Raw genomic sequence first — 17,669 nt, forward strand, 5'->3', positions numbered from 1 at the left:
CCGACCGTCACGTTTTCTGCACTATGCGGAACGGTCGCGGCCGCTTATCGGGAAGCGGCGACGTCCTGCTTGATGATTCGCTCGATGTTCCGTTCGGCCAGAGCCGTAATTGTCACAAAGGGATTGACCCCGATGGAACCCGGAATGAGTGAACCGTCTGTTACATATAGGTTCTTGTAACCGGAGACCCGGCCGTAGAGGTCGGTGGCCTTGCCCAGGACGACGCCGCCCAGCGGGTGGTAGCAGAAGTCGTCGGCGAAGTTCTTGAGCTTGCTGCCGAAGAGGTCGTACCGGTACATCGTGGTGTTGGCCTTGTTGATCCGGTCGAAGAGCGACCGGGCGGCCTCGACCGCGGGGCGGTTCTGGTCGCGGGTCCACCGGAGGTTGGCCCGGTCGGTGGAGCTGTCGTATACGAAGGTGCCGCGCTCGGGGTTCTTGGTGATGGCCAGGTAGAGGCTGACCCAGGTCTCCAGGCCGGCGGGCATCGGGGCGATCTCGGCGAAGACGGGGGCGCTGGGGTTGTTCCAGTCGTCGATGCCCAGGGCGGGGATGGAGGACTGCTTGGCGCCGGTGGGGTTCCAGATGTGGTTGGCGCGGGCGGTCATGATGTTGCCGTTGGGGCCCCAGCCGGCGCCGACCTCACCGCTGAGGTCCGGCAGCGCGCCGGTGTCGCGGGCGCGCAGCAGCAGTTCGGTGGAGCCGAGGCTGCCGGCGCCGAGGAAGAGGTGCTTGCAGGAGATCTCCTTGGCCGCGACGCGCTTGCCGTAGGGGTCGGTCTCCTCGACGGTCAGCACGTAGGAGCCGTCGCGCTGTTGATTGATGGTCCTGACCTTGTGCAGCGTCCTGATGGTGACCTTGCCGGTGCCCAGCGCCGCTGCCAGGTAGGTCTTGTCCAGGCTCAGCTTGCCGTGGTTGTTGCCGTAGATGACCTCGGTGGCCAGCGCCGACTTGGGGACCTCGCCGGCCGCCTCGCGCCGCATGTAGTCCCAGTCGTAGACGTTGGGGACGAAGGTGGTGCCCAGGCCCGCCTTGGCGGCCTGCTCGCGGGAGACGCGGGCGAACTTGTACCACTCGGTCTGCTCGAACCAGCCCTTGTCGATGTGGTTGACGCGGAGCGTGGAGTTGGCGCGCGGGAAGTAGCGGTCGTACATCTCGGCGGCGTCGACCTGAGGAAGGACCTCCTCGAAGTAGGCGCGCTTGGGCACCACGGCCATGCCGCCGTTGACCAGCGAGCCGCCGCCGACGCCACGGCCGACGTAGACGGACATCTGGTCGAAGTTGACGCGGTCCAGCACGCCCGCGTAAGGGGTGATGTCCCGGTTGACCACATCGAGCCAGAGGAAGGAGCCGAGCGGGGCCTCGGTGCGGCTCTTGAACCAGCTGGAGCGCTCGTCGGGCTTGAGCATGTTGGTGAAGACGTTGCCGTCGGCGCCCGGCTTGTCCCACTGCTGGCCCATCTCGAGCATCAGCGTCTCGACGCCGGCCTCGCCCAGCCGCAGGGCGGAGACGGCGGCGCCGTAGCCGGTGCCGATCACCACGGCGGGCACGAAGGAGCCGTTGGCCGCCTTCTCGGCGGCCTGCGCGCGGGGCGCGGTGCTGATGGTGGTCGCCCCGGTGACGGCGGCGGCGCTCAGGGCCGCCATGCCCAGCAGACGGCGGCGCGACAAGTGCTGGTTCTCTACCACGCTGTTCGTACCTGACCTTTCCGGAACTGCTCGGAATTGATTGCTTCTTGTACGTCCGTGTGTACGAAGGTGAGCGACCGGGCGTTCAACGACGCGCCGGCCGTCGGCGGGGGCGCCGTGGCCGGGACGTACGCCCCGTCACCAGGCCACCGGCAGCTCGTACACGCCGTACACCTGCATGTCGTGCCGGAGCGGGATCTCCCGGGCGGGCACGGCGGGGCGCAGCCCGGGGAAGCGGTCCAGTAGCGCGTTCAGCCCGACGCGCAGCTCGATGCGGGACAGTTGCTGGCCCAGGCACTGGTGGATGCCGTGCCCGAAGGCGAGGTGGCCGGTGGCGGCGCGGGTGATGTCGAGCCGTTCGGGGTCGGCGAACTTCCGGGGGTCGCGGTTGGCTGCGGCCAGGGAGACCATGACGACCTCGCCCGCCTTGACGGCCGTGCCCTCGATCTCGGCGTCCTCCAGGGCGGCCCGGGTCGGGCCGTGGTGGACGATGCTGAGGTAGCGCAGCAGTTCCTCGACGGCGCCGTCGACGAGCGAGCGGTCGGCGCGCAGCGCGGCGAGCTGTGCGGGGTTCTCGAAGAGCGCGAGGAGACCGAGACCGATCTGGTTGGCGGTCGTCTCGTGGCCCGCGACCAGCAGCAGGAAGGCGATCGAGGTCAGTTCCTCGTCGGTGAGTGTGGGGTCGGCGGCGACCAGCCCGCTGAGGATGTCGTCGGCGGGCTCGGCGCGCTTGAGCAGGACGAGCCGGTGGAGGTAGGCGCCGAGCGAGGCCCAGGCGCCGGTGACCTCCTCGGTGGACCGGCCGAAGCTGCTCCAGATCGCGGTGTCGCGCTGGAACTGCTCGCGGTCGGCGTAGGGCACGCCGAGCAGTTCGCAGATCACCAGTGAGGGCAGCGGCAGCGCGAAGTGCTCGAAGAGGTCGGCCGGTGAGCCCAGGGCCTCCATCGCGTCGAGGTGTTCGTGGGTGGTCTTCTCGATCCACTCGGTGAGCAGCCGCATGCGGCGGACGGTGAACTGTCCGGTGAGCAGCTTGCGGTAGCGCTGGTGCTCGGGGTCGTCGTGCTGGATGAACATTCCCGGGGGCGCGGCCGGGGTCCGCTCCATCGTGGCGGCGCGGGGCACGGGCTGGTGCTTGAGTTCTCCCCGGGCGCTGAACCGGGGGTCCGACAACACGGCCCGCGCGGCGGAATATCCGGTGACCAGCCAGCCGAGGTGACCGTCGGCGAACCGCATGCGGGTGATGGGTTCCTTTTCGCGTACTTCCTGGGTCCAGGCCGGCGGATCGAAGTAGTTCTCACGAACGGTGGAAAAGGTCACCGGTTCGGCCTGGGTCATGTTCCGCCCTTTCGAGGGATGGCACTTGGCTGGCACACGGGACATTCACAACGCATGGCGGCAGGGGTGTGGATCCTGCCGAAAAGACCGTATGGAGGCCCTGTGAAGAATGTCAACGAAAACAAACCGCGCGGTCGTTAACCCTGTGGAGGCGGGGCCGGGGGTTCGGTTACCACAGGTACCGCGACACTTCGGTTCGGTACGGTGCGCGCGGGGTTCGGTACGGTCCTCCCCCGCCGCGCCCGGAACGGTGTCAGAAGCCCGGTGCGGCGGCCGGTCCGGGGCCGGGCAGGAGGTGGGCCACGGAGCCGAGTTGGGAGCGGCCGGCCACGTTCAGTTTCCGGTAGGCGTGAGTGAGGTGCTTCTCCACCGCGCGTGAACTGACCGCCAGCCGTTCGGCTATCTCCTTGTTGGACGCCCCGTGCGCGGCGAGCCCGGCGACGCGGCGTTCGGTTCTGGTGAGCGCGGCGGCGGGCTGCCGTTCCCGGGAGCCCGCGAGGGTGCGCAGCTCCCGTCCCGCGCCCTCGGCGAGCCAGGGCGCCCCGCAGACCAGGGCCAGGTCCCGGGCCCGGCGCAGCTGGGCCTCGGCCTCGGTGTGCCCGGCGTGCAGCAGCCGGCGGCCGAGCAGCAGGGCGGTGCGGGCCCGCTCCAGCGCGTTGACGGCCCCTTCCAGGGTCGCCGCGGACTCCCGCAGCAGTTCGATGCCGCGCTCCCCCGCGGTGACGGCGCCCTTGACGCGCTGGGCGCGGCCGATGGCGACGGGGGTGCCCCAGGCCACGGCCCGCTCGTACTCCTCGTCGATCAGGTCGTGGGCCCGGTCCGGGTGGCCCAGCCGGTAGTGCAGCCCGGCGGCCCAGGTGCGCCAGGGGAAGACGGCGGGGTTGCGCCAGTCGGCGCGTTCGGCGGAGCGGCCCCAGTCCAGGAAGTACTCCAGGGCGGTGGGCAGGTCGCCGCGCTGTGCGGCGAAGGAGCCGCGCAGGAGCTGGAGCGAGGAGGGGCGGTAGCCGTGGTCGGTGCCCTCGGGGCGGTAGGACAGCAGGCGCCGGGCCAGTTCGGTGTCGCGGCTCTCGATGGCGACCAGGACGACGGCGGCCATCGACTGCAGGGTGGCCCAGTGGGCGACGCCCAGCTCCAGCGCCTCGTCGGCGCAGGCGCGAGCCTCGGCGAGCCGGCCGTGGGCCATCAGCACATGGGTGCGCTCGATGGCGATCAGCCCTTGCGGGACGGTGGCGTGCTGCCGGCGGGCCCGTTCGCGCGCGGTCTCCAGCCAGGGGCCGGCCGTCTCGAGGGAGTCCGTGGCGATCAGGGTGTGGACGAGCAGGGGCAGGGCGGTGTGGACGTGGTCGGGGTGGGCGGGCTCGTGCTGCAGGACGCGTTCCGCCTGCGGCGCGACCTCGGCCGCCGTCAGGCCCTGCGCCATGGTGGCGCCGTGCAGCAGGACGGTGACCAGTTCGCGTTCGGCGGCGGTGCGCAGCGACGGCTCGGCGCCCAGTTCCCGTAGTCGCGGGGCGCAGTGGAGGAGTCCGCCGGGGCCGGTCACGGCGACGTGGCGCAGCCGGGCCTCGAGGCCGAGGGCGAGTTCGCGTTCGTCGCCGGTGAGGCTGCCGGGCCCGCCCAGTTCGCCGGCGAGGTCGCCGACCGCCTCGACGACGGTTCGCGGGCTGCCGCCGAGCAGCGAGGGCGGGATGCGGACGGCGGCCGCGGCGCGCTGGGCGGCGGAGGGGAGCAGCAGCAGGGCCTGGGAGATGTGGCGGACGGCGGCCGGCGGGTCGAAGGCGCGCTCGACGGTGGCCAGGTCGACCAGGAGCGCCGCCCGGTCGGGGCCGGAGTGCGAGCTGCCCAGCAGGGCCCGGCGCAGGTAGCGGGCGGCCTCCTCGTGCGCTCCGCGCGAGCGGGCGGCGTCGGCGGCGGCCCGCAGGACGTCCATCGCCCAGTCGTCCTGGCAGGAGGTGGCGGCGAGGAGCTGCGCGGCGGCCTGTTCGGCCCGGTGGCCGCCGCGGTGCAGCAGGAGCGCGGCGAAGGTGTGCAGCTCCTCCTGCTCTGCGGGCGTCATCGAGTCCTCGACGGCGTCGTGTACGGCGTGGTGGACGAACCGCGTGCCGGGCGCCGGGGCGAGCAGGCCCAGGCGGCGCAGTGCGGCCAGGGCCTCCCGGTGGCCGGGGGCGTCCAGGCCGGCGAGGCGGCCGACGAGGTCGGGGTCGGTGCCGTCGTCGAGGACAGCGAGGGCCTTGGCCAGTTCGCGGACCGGGCCGGGCTGGGAGCGCAGGGCGACGGCGAGGCGTTCGCGCAGGCCGGGCAGGCGTTGTTCGCGCACGGTGTGGGCGCGGGCGGCGACGGGGTCGCCGGTGCCGGAGAGGGCGGCGAGGGTGGCGGTCAGGAACATGGGGTTGCCGCCGGTCGCCTCGTGACAGGCCGTCGCGTACTCGGGGTCGGCGGCCCGGCCGAAGGCGGCGGCCACCAGTGCCGCCGTGCCGGCGGGGGTGAGGGGTGCGGGGCGCAGGACGTGCGCGGCGCGGTCGGTGATGTCGTGGAGGCGGGGTTCCGCGGCGCCGGGTTCACCCTCGCGGACGGTGACGGCGAGGGTGACGGGGAGGGCGGGCAGCCGCCTGACGAGCTGTCCGAGGCGGCGCAGCGAGGGCTCGTCGGCCCAGTGCAGGTCGTCGACGAGCAGCAGCAGCGGCTCGCGGGCGCTGACCTCGGCGACGGGCGCGAGGAGGTCGCCGTAGGGGGCGGCACCGGGCGGCTCGAGGGCCGTGCCGGGGCACAGGGGCTCGAGGAGCTGGCTGACCAGTCCGAAGGGCAGGTCCTGCTCGAGGGGGGCGCCGCTCGCGGCGAGGGTGCGGGTGCCGTGCCGCTGGGCGAGGCCGGGCAGGGCGCGCAGCAGGGCGGTCCTGCCGATGCCGATGCCGCCGGTGACGACCAGCAGCGAGCCGGTTCCGGAGCCGGCGGCCGTCGCCAGCGCCGCGGTGATCAGGTCCAGCTCGTGCCGCCGGTCGAGCAGGGGTGTCATGGTGTGTCCTTCCGTACGCGCCGCAGCGCGTCGGCCAGCTCCGGGCGTCCGGGGATGCCCAACTTGCGGTAGACCTTGGTCAGATGCAGCTCGACGGTGCGGGGGGTCACCGAGAGCTCGGTGGCGATGGCCCGGTTGGCCAGGCCGCGTGCGGCGAGGGCGGCGACGCGCGCCTCGGCGCCGGTCAGCCCGCCGGGCGCGGTGCGGGGGCGCGCGGGAGCGGGCGCGGTCGTGCGCCGCCGCGCGGTCGCCCGCGGCCGGGCGGGTGCGGCACCGGCGGTCTGCGGAGCCGGGGCCATGGGCAGGGTCGCGGCGGTGGGTGGCTGTTCGTGGCGCCGACCGGCGGGGGCGGCCGGCGCCGTGGCGGCCGGGCCGGGCCGCGCGCCCCAGGCCCGGTCGAGCCGGTGCTCCTCGGTGAGCAGGGCGGTGGCCGTGGCGTCGTGCGGAGCCGGGCCGCGGGCTCGGGCGGCGGCCGAACGCCAGGGCAGCAGGGCCGGGTTGAGGACCTGCCGGGCGAGCAGGAGGCGGCCGCACTCCAGCAGGTCGGCGAACGCCCGCTCACCGTGCCCGGCGGCCAGGTGGGTGAGGCCTCGGGCGTAGAGGAGGTGGGACCGGCCGATGCCGTCCTCGGTGCCGCTGTCGCGGACGGAGCCGAGGGCGCGCTCGGCGGCGGTGGTGTCGCCGAGCGCGAGGTGGGTCAGGGCCCTCAGCGCGGCGAGGAGGGGGGTCGTGACGGGGTGCGGGGGGTGCGGCGGTATCGCTTCGCGGGCGCGGTCCAGGGCGGTGGCGGCTTCCTCGGGTCTGCCCTCGTGCAGCCGGGCCAGGGCCCTGACGACGTGGGCGGCCGCGGCCACGGCGGGCAGGCCGGCGTGCTCGGCGCGCAGCAGCACCGCGTCGAGCCCGGCGTGGGCCTCGTCGAGGTCGGCGGTCAGGACGAGGGCGTGGCAGGCCGCGACTTGGGGGCTGAGCGGGGTGGCCCCCGGGGCCCCGGGGGCCAGGGCGGCGCGGGCGAAGCGGCGGGTGCGGGTGATGCCGCGGCCGCGCAGGGCCTCGCGCCAGGCGGCGACACCCGCCCCGGCGGGGTCGCCGGGGTGCTCGGGCAGGTCGGGTACGGCGGGCAGGTCCAGGGCCCGCTCCCGGTCGTGCCGGGCGTGGCCGGCGAGCCCGTGCAGCGCGCGCAGGGCCGACCGTTCGGTGGGGTGCACGCTGTTGCGGGCGAGGGCCTGGGCGACCAGGGGCCGGGACCGGTCCGCGTCGCCGCGGGCGACCAGCAGGTCGGCGGCGCGGACCCAGGACGGTCCGGCGGCGGCGTCGGCGGGTGTGCGCAGGGCCTGGCCCAGATGGCGGTCGGCGGCCTCGGGGTCCAGGGGCAGCAGGGTGGTGCCCAGTTCGGTCAGGGTGCGCACCCTCAGGTGCGGGGCCATGGGTTCGCGCAGGGCGCGGCGCAGCAGCCCGGCCGCCTCGGCGGGCCGGCCGGCGGCACGGTGGCGGGCGGCCTCGCGGCGCAGGACGTCGACGGCCCAGGGGGCGCCCAGGGCGCGCCCCAGGACGCGGGCGCCGGTGAGCATGGCGGTCACGGCGTCGTCGGGGGCGCCCGCGCGGTGGGCGTGCTGGGCGGCGCGGCCGTACAGTTCCTCGCGCTCCTCGGCGCTCATGCGGGCCAGCACGGCCTCGGCCGCGCGGGGTGCGAGCCGGAGCGGGTGCTGTCCGCCGGTCAGCAGGCCGGTGCCGCGCAGGAGTTCCAGGGCCTGCCGGATGCCGGTGGTGCCGGTGCCGGCCAGGGCGGTGACGGCTTCGGGGGTGGCGTGCGGCCCGCACACCGCGACGGCGCGCAGGACGGCCCGCACGTCGGCGGGGAGCGCGGCGAGGGTGCGTACCGCGCGTTCCCGGAGGGCTTCGGTGACGCAGTCGTCAAGGTACGGGAGCTGGTCGGCGTGCGGGAGCCGACCGTGGCGGGCGAGGTGGCGGATCACGGCGCGGAGCAGGGCGGGGTTGCCCTCGGTGGCGCGGACGGCCGCGTCCCGGAACACGGGGTCGGCGGGCGTGCCGAGGGCGGCGGTCAGCAGCTCTCCGGCGTGTGCCGGGGAGAGCGGGCCGAGGGTGAGGGTGTGGTGCGGGACGTCGCGCGGGTCGTCCAGGGAGGCGGGTTCGATGTCGTCGCCGGGGCCGGCGGGGGCGGCGGTGCTGCGGGAGGTCAGGAGCATCAGGGGGACGCCGGCGAGCCTGCGGGCCTGGGCGCGCAGCCAGCGCAGCGACGGGGCGTCGGCCCACTGGACGTCGTCGACGACGATCAGCAGGGGGTGGCGGCGGGCGGTGGAGGCGAAGGCCCGGCACAGTTCCGTGGTGCGGTCGCCCGGCTCGGGGGCGGACGCCAGGGCGGCGCACAGTTGGGCGACGACGCCGTGGCGCAGCCCGGTCTCCTCCCACGCCGCCTGGGCGGCGGCCACGCGGACGCCGGCGTTCCGGGCGAGGTGCTCGGCTGTCTCCAGCAGCGCGCTGCGGCCGGTTCCGGTGGCGCCCCGCACCTGGACCAGCGCAGGGCGCCCGGCGGCGACGCCGCGCAGCAGGTCGCGCAGCAGCGCCAGTTCCCGTTCGCGTCCGGCGAGGGCGGGCGTCGTGCCCGTGGTGCCGGCCGGCGGGCGTCGTGGCGGGCGCTCGTCCGTCACCCGCGGTTCCACTCGCGTCTCCCGGTGGCCGGTGCCCAGGGGCCCGGCGTGTGGACGTCGCCGAGGCCGCCGGGCAGGTCGGCGCGGCCGCGTACGTCGAGCTTGCGGTAGACGTTGGTCAGGTGCATCTCCACGGTGCGGGGGGTGATGAACAGCGCTTCGGCGATCTCCTTGTTGCTCACTCCGCCCTGGGCGAGCGCGGCGACGCGGCGCTCGCTGCCGGTGAGGGAGTCGAGCGGGCTGGTGGCGAGCTGGGGCATGCGGCCGCCGGCGGTGACCAGCGCGGTGTGGGCGACGGCGGCGAGGGACTGATAGCCGCAGCGGGTGGCCACTTCGATGGCCTGGCGCAGGTTGCGGCGGGCGCCGGGGGCGTCGCCGTGGCCCAGCAGTCCGCGGCCGAGCAGGTAGGAGGCCTTGGCGTGCTCCAGGCGGGCGGGTGAGGGGGCGAGGATCTCGACGGCCTCGGCGAGGGGCTCCAGCCGGGCGCGGCCCGGAGTGACCGTGGCCGCGGCGATCAGGCCCATGCCGTGGGCGCGCGGCGTTCCCCAGCGCCGGGCGCGGGGGGTGATCCGCTCGACGAGGTCACGGGCCTCGGTGATGCGGCCCAGGCGGGCGAGGGTGGTGGTGGCGGGCAGCCACCAGGGGGCGACGACGGGGTTGCGCACGCCGGATTCCTCGAGGCTGTCGCCGCAGCGCAGCCACAGCTCGAGCGCCCCTTCGAGGTCGCCCAGTTCGCGGCGGATCCGGCCGAGGGTGTAGAGGTAGTGGTGCCATTCCCAGATGTCGCGGTCCAGGCCGCGGGTGCCGACGCGGTCGAGGGCGGCCGCGGCCTGTTCGGGCCGGCCGCCGGTCAGCAGGGCGTTGGCCAGGGCGATGTGGGGCATGGGCGAGCCGGCGGCGCGTCCGCCGTGCGCGGTGAGGCCGACGGCCTCGCGGGCGTCGCGGGTGGCGGCGGCGACGTCGCCGATGCCGTGCAGGGTCAGGGAGCGGCCGGCCAGCGCGGCGACGTGCATCCACGGCTCGTTGCGGGCGCCGCTGTCGCGGATCGAGCGCTCCAGGCCGGCCAGGGCCTCGTCCACTTCGTCGGCGAGGCCGAGGACCAGGGAGGCGCCGAACACCCACCAGCCGGCGGGTGCGGCCTCCTCGACCCGCAGGGCCCGGCGGGCCGGTGCCGCGGCCCGGGAGGCCGGGCCGTCCTCCAGGGCGGCGTAGGCGCTCATGACGGACAGCAGCCTGCGTTCGGCCGGGGTGTCGCCCTGGGGGACGGGCCAGGAGCTGGCGCGCTCGCGGACCGGTGCCATGGTGCCCTTGCGGTTGACGGCGGTGACCAGCAGCGCGGCCTCGACGGAGGTGCGCAGTTCCCGTACGGCGGGGGTGGGTGCGCTCTCCTGCCGGGCGCGCAGGCCGTCGAGTACGTGCTCCAGCGCCCGGACGGCGTCGGGTGCGCCGCGGGTGCCGAGGGCGGCCATGCCGTATTCGACGGCGACGGCCGCCCGTTCCAGGGGGCCGTCGGCCTCCTCGAGGGCCTGGCGCAGGTGCCGCAGCGCCACGGCCGGGCGGAGGGGGGCGGCGGCCTTGGCGAGTTCGAGGCGTATCTCCCGGCTGCGGGCGTCGTGGGGACGTGCGTCCAGGACGCGTCGCAGGTAGCGGACCGCGGCCTCGGTGTCGCCCCGGCCGCGCGCCTCGGCAGCTGCCTCTCGCAGGACGGCGAGCATCCAGGGCTCCTCGAGGCGTTCCAGCCGCACCAGTTGGCCGGCGACGTCGGCGGCGGGGTGGCCGGCGTCGTTGAGCACCCGGGCGGCGCGGGCGCGCAGCCGCCGCAGTTCGCCCGGTGGCAGGTCGGCGAGGACGGCCGAGCGGACGGGCTCGCTCATGGTGTGGGGGGTGCCGGGCGGGCCGGGGACGATGACCTCGTCGCGCCGCAGGGTCTCGACGGCGGCCGCGAGGCGTTGTCCGCCGACGGCGGAGAGCACGGCCAGCAGGTCCTCGTCGGCGCGGCCGAGAACGGCGAGTGCCGTGGCCACCTGGCGTACGTGGCGCGGGCGGCCGGCCAGGCTGTCGGGGACCGTGGAGGCGAGGACGCCTGCGCCGGCGGCCTCGAGCCGTTGGACTCCGCCGGCGTCGGGGCGGACGCCCTTCTCGCGCAGTGCGGTCAGCAGCCGTCGCAGCGACTGGGGGTTGCCGCCGGTGAGCTGGGCGCAGCGCCGTACGAAGCTCCGGTCGGGGCTGCCGCCGAGGGTGCGGGTGACCAGGCGGCCGGTGGCGGTGTCGTCGAGGGGGCCGAGTTCCAGCAGGGTGCAGCGGCCCTGGCCGAGGATCTCGGCGAGGACTCCGGTGCCGGGTCCGCCGCAGTCGGTGCGCTGGGCGAAGATCAGGAACAGCGGCCGGGCGGCGGCTCTGCGCAGCACGAAGTCGACGCGTCTGAGGGTGGCTTCGGGGCACCACTGGGCGTCGTCGAGGAGGAAGGCAAGGGGGCCGTCGGCCATGAGGGAGGTCACGTGCCCGTAGAGGCGGCGGTGGGCGGCGTAGGTGTCGCGGGCGTCGGCGGCTGGTACCTGGCCGCGTGACGCCCAGGGGTCCTCGGACCGGGGGGCGGGCGTGTGCCGACCGGGGGCGGCGTGCTCGTGGGCGGGGCGGGGGGCGGTGTGCTGACGGACGGTGACGCCGTCGGCGCGCAGGCGGTCGGCGACGGCGGCCAGCAGGCTGCTCCTGCCGATGCCGGCGGGGCCGCGGAGAAGGACCGCCCGCGCGGTGCCGGCCCGTGCGCGGGCGGCGAGCGCGGTCAGGGCGGCGAGTTCGGTGCCGCGTCCGACGAGGTGCCGGGGATCGCCTTGACCTGTATCGAACCTGACCGCCACGGCGTTCCCTCTTTCATGAAGCCATAATCGACCTCTGATGATCACCGTGCTCAAGGCCCGGCATCCGGTGCCGACTTGCACGGACAAGATCGGAAACGACGGTAACAGCACAGCTCGTGGTGACCCATCACGTTTGAGCCAGAATGTGGCCGAGCAATGGCCAACGTCAAACGCGGGGTCGCCGCGCCTTCACAGCCCGTACCCAACAGGCGGCCTTTGTCAACGCAATTGCGCTTCTTGACGCATTGAGCCCGAAAATGAACGGCCCATGCGGGCCTGATATCCGACAGACATATGACTCATGTACGCTGCGGCGTTCTGCCCGTCCGGCCGGGTACGCCCGCCCAGCGCTGCCCCGGCCGGTGTCCGTCGCGGCCGTCACCGTCCCGGCCGTCACCGAAAGACCGGAGCGACCTGTGCAGCTACATCTGGACCACTCCGCCACCCGCTCGGGCAACGCCCTCGACGTCCCCTGGCCACGGCGCCTGGACCGGCCGGCCGAAGGGGCCCTCGACCTCTGGCTGTTGCACGCCCCCGACCCGTGGCTCGCCTCCGCGGCCCTCGACCAGTCGCCCCTGGACGAAGGGGAGCGCAGGCGGGCGGCCTCCTTCGTGCACGCCGTCGACCGCGCCAAGTACGTGGCCGCCCACCTGATGCTGCGCCGGCTGCTGGGCGCCTACCTGGACGTACCGGCCGGCGAGGTGGAGTTCGTCCGGGAGGAGTGCCCCTGCTGCGGGGAGCCGCACGGCAGGCCGGCCCTCGCCGCCCCCGGCGCCCCGCACTTCTCGCTCTCCCACGGCGGCAACCTGGTGCTGGTCGGCGTCGCCGCCGCGCCCGTCGGCGTGGACACCGAGCAGATCCCGGCCGCGCACACCGTCGGCGAGGTCTCCACGGCCCTGCACCCCGCCGAACGCCAGGAGATCACGGCCGCGCCCGCGGTCCGGCGGGCCGCGGTGTTCACCCGGCTGTGGGTGCGCAAGGAGGCCTACCTCAAGGGCCTGGGCACCGGCCTGGGCCGCTCCCCCGACCTTGACTACCTCGGCAACGGCGGCCCCGGCACCCCCGCCTGGCCCGCCGGCTGGACGATCGTCGACGTGCCGGTCGGCGCGGGCCACGCCGCGGCGGCGGTCCGCGGCGCGATCGACAGCCGGTACGACGTCAGGCGGCTCGACCCGAGGGGCCTCGCCGCCTGAACCCGCGCCCCGGCCGCCTACTTGGCGACCATCCACTGGCCGGTCTCCTTGGCGAACCCGGAGTCCGGCGTGTAGGTCACGGCCTTGGGCTTGGAGTTCTCGGCGACCGAGACCACGACGTAGCCGAGGGCCTTCTCGCCCGCCTTGAGCTTGACCGTGGCGGGCAGGTTGGGGCCCGAGGTGGTCTGCCCCATGGAGTGGGTGAAGGTCTGGCCCTGGTCGTCGATGACCTTCACGCCGTTACGGGGGGCGTCGTCGTAGACGACCGTGCCGGTGTTGGAGATCTCGAACTGGGCGGCGACCCAGCGCTTGCCCGCAGACGGCTGCATGTACCTGTTGTCGCTCTTGGCCGGGTCGACCCAGTTCTTGAGGGTGACGGCGACCTGGGCGCCGTTCTTGGCCTTGAGCGTGGCCGTGCCCCCGAGGGCCAGGTCACCGCTCTTGTCGGCACCGCCCTTGTCCGGCGCGGGCGCCGGGTCCTTGGGCGCCTGGCTCTGCGCGGCGCCCGCGCTGTTGTCGGGCCTGGCGTCGACACCGTCGCTGTTGCAGGCGGTGGCGGTGGCCGCGAGCGCTATGACGATCGCGGCCGTGCTGAGCTGACGACGCATTGCTGAATCCCCCGTGGTGGTGCTCGGCAGCCGCTGACGCGCTGCCCGATGTGCTGCTTGACGTGCACATTCTTACCCGCACACCGGGGCCGGATTCCGCCGTCGGGCGTCCTGTGGGGCTCCTGTGACAGACAGGTGATCAAACCGTGGCAGCCGTCCCGCCGATACGGGGACGAATGCGCCCTACCGGATCGGCATCCCCGACAGGGTCCGGGCGATCACCAGCCGCTGGATCTCGCTGGTGCCCTCGAAGATGGTGTAGATCGCGGCGTCCCGGTGCATCCGCTCCACCGGGTAGTCGCGGGTGAAACCGTTGCCGCCGAGGATCTGCATGGCCTGGGCGGTGACCTTCTTGGCCGTCTCACCGGCGAAGAGCTTGGACATCGAGCCCTCGGCGGCCGTGAAGGGCTTGCCCGCGGTGGCCATCCACGAGGCACGCCAGACCAGCAGCCGGGCGGCGTCGATGCGGGTGCGCATGTCGGCGAGCTGGAAGGCGACGCCCTGGTTGTCGATGATCGGCCGCCCGAACTGCACCCGGGTCCTGGCGTAGTCCAGGGCCACCTCGTACGCGGCGCGGGCGATGCCGACGGCCTGGGCGCCGACCGCCGGGCGGGACGCCTCGAAGGTGGCCATCGCCGCGTTGCCGCCCCGCTCGCCGCCGCCGGCAGCACGCTCGCGGGCGCGGGCCAGGCGCTCGTCCAGCTTCTCCTTGCCGCCGAGCAGGCAGTGGCCGGGGACGCGGACGTCCTGGAGGACGACCTCGGCGGTGTGCGAGGCGCGGATGCCGTGCTTCTTGAACTTCTGTCCCTGCGCCAGGCCCGGGGTGCCCGGCGGGACAACGAAGGAGGCGTGGCCGCGGGCCCCGAGCCCGGGGTCGACCACCGCGACCACCACGTGGACGTCGGCGATCCCGCCGTTGGTGGCCCAGGTCTTGGTCCCGTTGATCACCCACTCGTCCTTGGCCCCGTCGTAGACGGCCCGGGTGCGCATCGCGGCGACGTCGGAGCCGGCGTCGGGCTCGGAGGAGCAGAACGCGGCGATCTTCACGTCGTTCGCGTCACCGTACATCTGCGGCACCCAGGTGCCGATCTGCTCGTCGGTGCCGTTGGTGAAGACACTGATCGCGGCGAGCCCGGTGCCGGCGATCGCCAGACCCAGCCCCGCGTCGCCCCAGAACAGCTCCTCCAGCGTGAGGGGGACGCCGAGACCCGTGGGGTCGAGGAACTGCTGCGCGTAGAAGTCCAGCGAGTACAGCCCGATCCTTGCCGCTTCGCGCACCACGGGCCAGGGGAATTCCTCGCGTTCGTCCCACTCCGCGGCGGCCGGGCGCATGACGTCGGCGGCGAAGCCGTGGACCCAGTCGCGGACTTCCCTCTGGTCGTCGTTCAACTCCAGCGCGAACTCGCCCATGTCCCCCTCCAGGCGCTCATTACTTGCGGTAACATGAGTCTGTTACTCACCAGTAGCAGGTGTCAACTCCCCTGCCCTCCGAATCCGCTCCGTGGAGCGGGTGTTACGTTGCGCAGGCGTTATGAATCACTGGGCGGGGAGGCACGTCTTTATGGAGACCAGTCAGCGGGACGATCAGCAGCGGGCGGCGGATCAACGGCGCAGGGAACTGCTGGAGGCCGCGGACCGTGTGGTGCTGCGGGACGGGCCGGGGGCGTCGATGAACGCGATCGCCGCCGAGGCGGGGATCACCAAGCCGATCCTCTACCGCCACTTCGGCGACAAGGGCGGCCTGTACCGGGCGCTGGCCGTCCGCCACACCGACGCCCTGCTGGCCGGCCTGCGGTCGGCGCTGGACGCGCCGACGGACCGGCGCGAGCGGGTCGAGACGACCCTGGACACCTATCTCGCGGCGATAGAGGCGCGACCGCAGGTCTACCGCTTCCTGATGCACCCCGCCGACGAGGGCACCCCCGCGGAGCACGGCTTCGACGTGGGCCGGCACTCCGCGCCCCTGCTGCGCCGCATGGGCGAGGAGCTGGCCCAGGTCATAGCCGAGCGCGTGGACCTGGGCGAGGACGGCGAGGAACTGGCCCGCGCCTGGGGCCACGGCATCGTCGGCATGATGCACGCGGCCGGCGACTGGTGGCTCCGCGAGCGCCCCTACGCCCGCGGCCTGCTGGTCCGCCACCTGGCGGACCTCCTCTGGGGCCGCCTCGCCACGTCGGGCGACCTGCCGGGGGGACCGGGGTTCTGAGTTTTCCCCACCCCGCCCCTTCCCGTAAGGCCTCAATCGCCGGCCGGGCCGAAAAGCCCGGCCGGCGATTGAGGCCAACGGGGTCCGGGGGCTCGCCCCCGGTTACGGGAAGGGGCGGGGTGGGGAAAAGACCTACCCGGCAACCATCCACGGCGCCCGCCGCGCCGCACGCAGCGCGCGCCGGCGTCGCCACCCCGACAGGTGGTCGACGTACAGCCCCCCGTCCAGGTGATCGCACTCGTGCTGCAGGCAGCGCGCGAAGAACCCGGTGCCGCTGACGCGCACCGCGGTGCCGTCCGCCCTGAAGCCCTCGACGACGGCCTCGTCGAAACGCGGGGTGCCCGCCTCGATGCCGGGCAGCGACAGGCAGCCCTCGGGGCCCCGCACCACGACACCCTCCGCGGACACCAGCCGCGGATTGATCAAATGCCCCAGATGCCGCTGATCGTCGTCATCGGGACAGTCGTAGACGAACACCCTCAGGGGCACACCGATCTGGTTGGCTGCGAGCCCCACCCCGCCCGCCGCGTACATCGTGGCGAACATGTCCTCGACGAGCCCGGCGAGGGCGTCGTCGAACTCCTCGACCTCTTCGCAGGGCGCGGCCAGACCCCGGTCTCCGAGCAGCCTCATGGGCCGCACGCGTCCTGAACTGCCGGGAATCGTGCCTCTTCGCATGGGCCCAAGGGTACGTTCAGCTGATGGTGGGTTCGGGCCCACGGCCGGATCTCGATAGGCTGATCCCCGACCGAAGCCTCCTGGCCGGCGCTCGGCACGGAGGGGGCGTTCCACCGGCTGACCAGGTATACAGGCGGGGCGCCGGATGCAAGGAGGATCTAGGACGATGGCAGGCAACTCGGGGCCGCTGTCGCCGCGGGCCAAGCTGGCCGTGACGGCGGGCAAGGCGGCTGCGGCGGTGTCGCGGGCCGCGGGCCGCGGCAGCGGGTCGGTGATCGGCGGCAAGGTCGCGCTCAAGCTCGACCCCGACCTGCTGGCCCGGCTGGCAACCCACCTGGACGTGGTCCTGGTGTCGGCCACCAACGGCAAGACGACCACGACCCGGCTGATCGCCGAGGCGCTGCGGGCCAGCGGCCCGGTGGTGTCCAACGCGCTGGGCGCGAACATGCCCGCGGGCATCACCTCGGCCCTGGCGGGCGGCTCGGACGCGCGCTACGCCGTGATCGAGGTGGACGAGAAGTACCTGGCGGGCGTCGCGCGCGACACCTCGCCGAAGGCCATAGCGCTACTGAACCTCTCGCGCGACCAGCTCGACCGCGCCGCGGAGACCCGCATGCTGGCCGAGAAGTGGCGCGAGGGCCTGGCCGGCACCAAGGCCGTGGTGATCGCGAACGCGGACGACCCGCTGATCGTGTGGGCCGCCTCCTCCTCGCCGAACGTGGTGTGGGTGGCGGCCGGCCAGGAGTGGAAGGACGACGCCTGGTCGTGCCCCTCCTGCGGTGGCGTGATGCAGCGTCCGGGCGACGACTGGTTCTGCGGCGAGTGCGGCTTCAGGCGGCCGACGCCGAGCTGGGCGCTGTCGGGCGACTACGTCCTCGACCCGCACGGCTCCGCGTGGCCCATCCACCTGCAGCTGCCGGGCCGGGCCAACAAGGCCAACGCCACCAGCTCGGCCGCCGTGGCCGCGACCTTCGGGGTGCCCCCGCAGGTGGCGCTGGAGCGGATGTACCAGGTGCAGGCCGTGGCCGGCCGGTACGACGTGGTGACCTTCCTCGACCGTGAGGTGCGGCTGCTGCTGGCGAAGAACCCGGCCGGCTGGCTGGAGACGTTCTCGCTGATCGACGGGCCGCCGGCGCCGGTGATCCTGTCGGTGAACGCCCGCGGCGCGGACGGCACCGACACCTCGTGGCTGTGGGACGTGGACTACACCCGCCTCGCCGGTCACCCGATCATGGTCATCGGCGACCGCAAGCTGGACCTGGCGGTGCGCCTGGAGGTCGCGGGCGTGGACTTCCGGGTCTGCGAGACCGTCGACGAGGCCGTGCAGATGGCCCCGCCCGGCAAGATCGAGGTCATCGCCAACTACACGGCGTTCCAGGACATCCGCCGCCGCGTCGGCAACTGACGACCCACCGACGGCACTGAAGGAT

Annotated in this window: 11 protein-coding genes; 3 read left to right on the forward strand and 8 right to left on the reverse strand. The window is 74.1% G+C overall.

Going from position 1 to position 17,669, the window contains the following annotated elements:
- Positions 1-44 precede the first annotated feature (44 nt).
- The 5 genes from ACIG36_RS06485 to ACIG36_RS06505 form a co-directional block, all read right to left on the reverse strand.
- On the reverse strand, positions 45-1,643 hold the full coding sequence (locus ACIG36_RS06485) for a GMC oxidoreductase (protein WP_399923979.1): 1,599 nt from the start codon (positions 1,641-1,643) through the stop codon (positions 45-47).
- Positions 1,644-1,823: 180 nt separating this feature from the next.
- Positions 1,824-3,020 carry a cytochrome P450 gene (locus tag ACIG36_RS06490; RefSeq protein ID WP_399922915.1) on the reverse strand — a complete coding sequence of 399 codons (1,197 nt, stop codon included), beginning with the start codon at positions 3,018-3,020 and terminating at the stop codon, positions 1,824-1,826.
- 253 nt (positions 3,021-3,273) lie between these two features.
- A complete protein-coding gene (locus tag ACIG36_RS06495; protein ID WP_399922918.1) occupies positions 3,274-6,030 on the reverse strand; it encodes a LuxR C-terminal-related transcriptional regulator in 2,757 nt (918 codons plus the stop codon).
- The gene (locus tag ACIG36_RS06500) at positions 6,027-8,696 is read right to left on the reverse strand and encodes an ATP-binding protein (RefSeq protein ID WP_399922921.1); all 2,670 of its coding nucleotides are present in this window, start codon (positions 8,694-8,696) and stop codon (positions 6,027-6,029) included. Before ACIG36_RS06500 ends, ACIG36_RS06495 begins: the two co-directional genes overlap by 4 nt.
- A complete protein-coding gene (locus ACIG36_RS06505; protein ID WP_399922924.1) occupies positions 8,693-11,554 on the reverse strand; it encodes an AAA family ATPase in 2,862 nt (953 codons plus the stop codon). Before ACIG36_RS06505 ends, ACIG36_RS06500 begins: the two co-directional genes overlap by 4 nt.
- A gap of 416 nt (positions 11,555-11,970) precedes the next feature.
- On the opposite strand from ACIG36_RS06505, the gene ACIG36_RS06510 reads away from it, so the two are divergent.
- Entirely contained in the window at positions 11,971-12,747 is a 777-nt protein-coding gene (locus ACIG36_RS06510; RefSeq protein ID WP_399922927.1) for a 4'-phosphopantetheinyl transferase family protein, read from the forward strand.
- Between the two features lie 17 nt (positions 12,748-12,764).
- Here ACIG36_RS06510 and ACIG36_RS06515 read toward each other — a convergent pair whose 3' ends face one another.
- Positions 12,765-13,355, reverse strand: coding sequence for a DUF4352 domain-containing protein (locus tag ACIG36_RS06515; RefSeq protein WP_399922930.1), 591 nt, complete (start codon positions 13,353-13,355; stop codon positions 12,765-12,767).
- A gap of 183 nt (positions 13,356-13,538) precedes the next feature.
- Complete coding sequence (locus ACIG36_RS06520; protein WP_399922933.1) at positions 13,539-14,765, reverse strand: acyl-CoA dehydrogenase family protein; 1,227 nt, start codon at positions 14,763-14,765, stop codon at positions 13,539-13,541.
- A 151-nt stretch (positions 14,766-14,916) separates the two neighbouring features.
- On the opposite strand from ACIG36_RS06520, the gene ACIG36_RS06525 reads away from it, so the two are divergent.
- Positions 14,917-15,561, forward strand: coding sequence for a TetR family transcriptional regulator (locus tag ACIG36_RS06525; protein WP_399922936.1), 645 nt, complete (start codon positions 14,917-14,919; stop codon positions 15,559-15,561).
- A 132-nt stretch (positions 15,562-15,693) separates the two neighbouring features.
- On the opposite strand, the gene def is transcribed toward ACIG36_RS06525, so the two are convergent.
- The gene (gene def, locus ACIG36_RS06530; RefSeq protein ID WP_399922939.1) at positions 15,694-16,239 is read right to left on the reverse strand and encodes a peptide deformylase; all 546 of its coding nucleotides are present in this window, start codon (positions 16,237-16,239) and stop codon (positions 15,694-15,696) included.
- 166 nt (positions 16,240-16,405) lie between these two features.
- On the opposite strand from def, the gene ACIG36_RS06535 reads away from it, so the two are divergent.
- Positions 16,406-17,644, forward strand: coding sequence for a MurT ligase domain-containing protein (locus ACIG36_RS06535; protein WP_399922942.1), 1,239 nt, complete (start codon positions 16,406-16,408; stop codon positions 17,642-17,644).
- Positions 17,645-17,669: the final 25 nt, after the last annotated feature.

It is taken from the genome of Streptomyces sp. NPDC053048 (assembly GCF_044547045.1).
Taxonomy (GTDB): Bacteria; Actinomycetota; Actinomycetes; order Streptomycetales; family Streptomycetaceae; genus Streptomyces.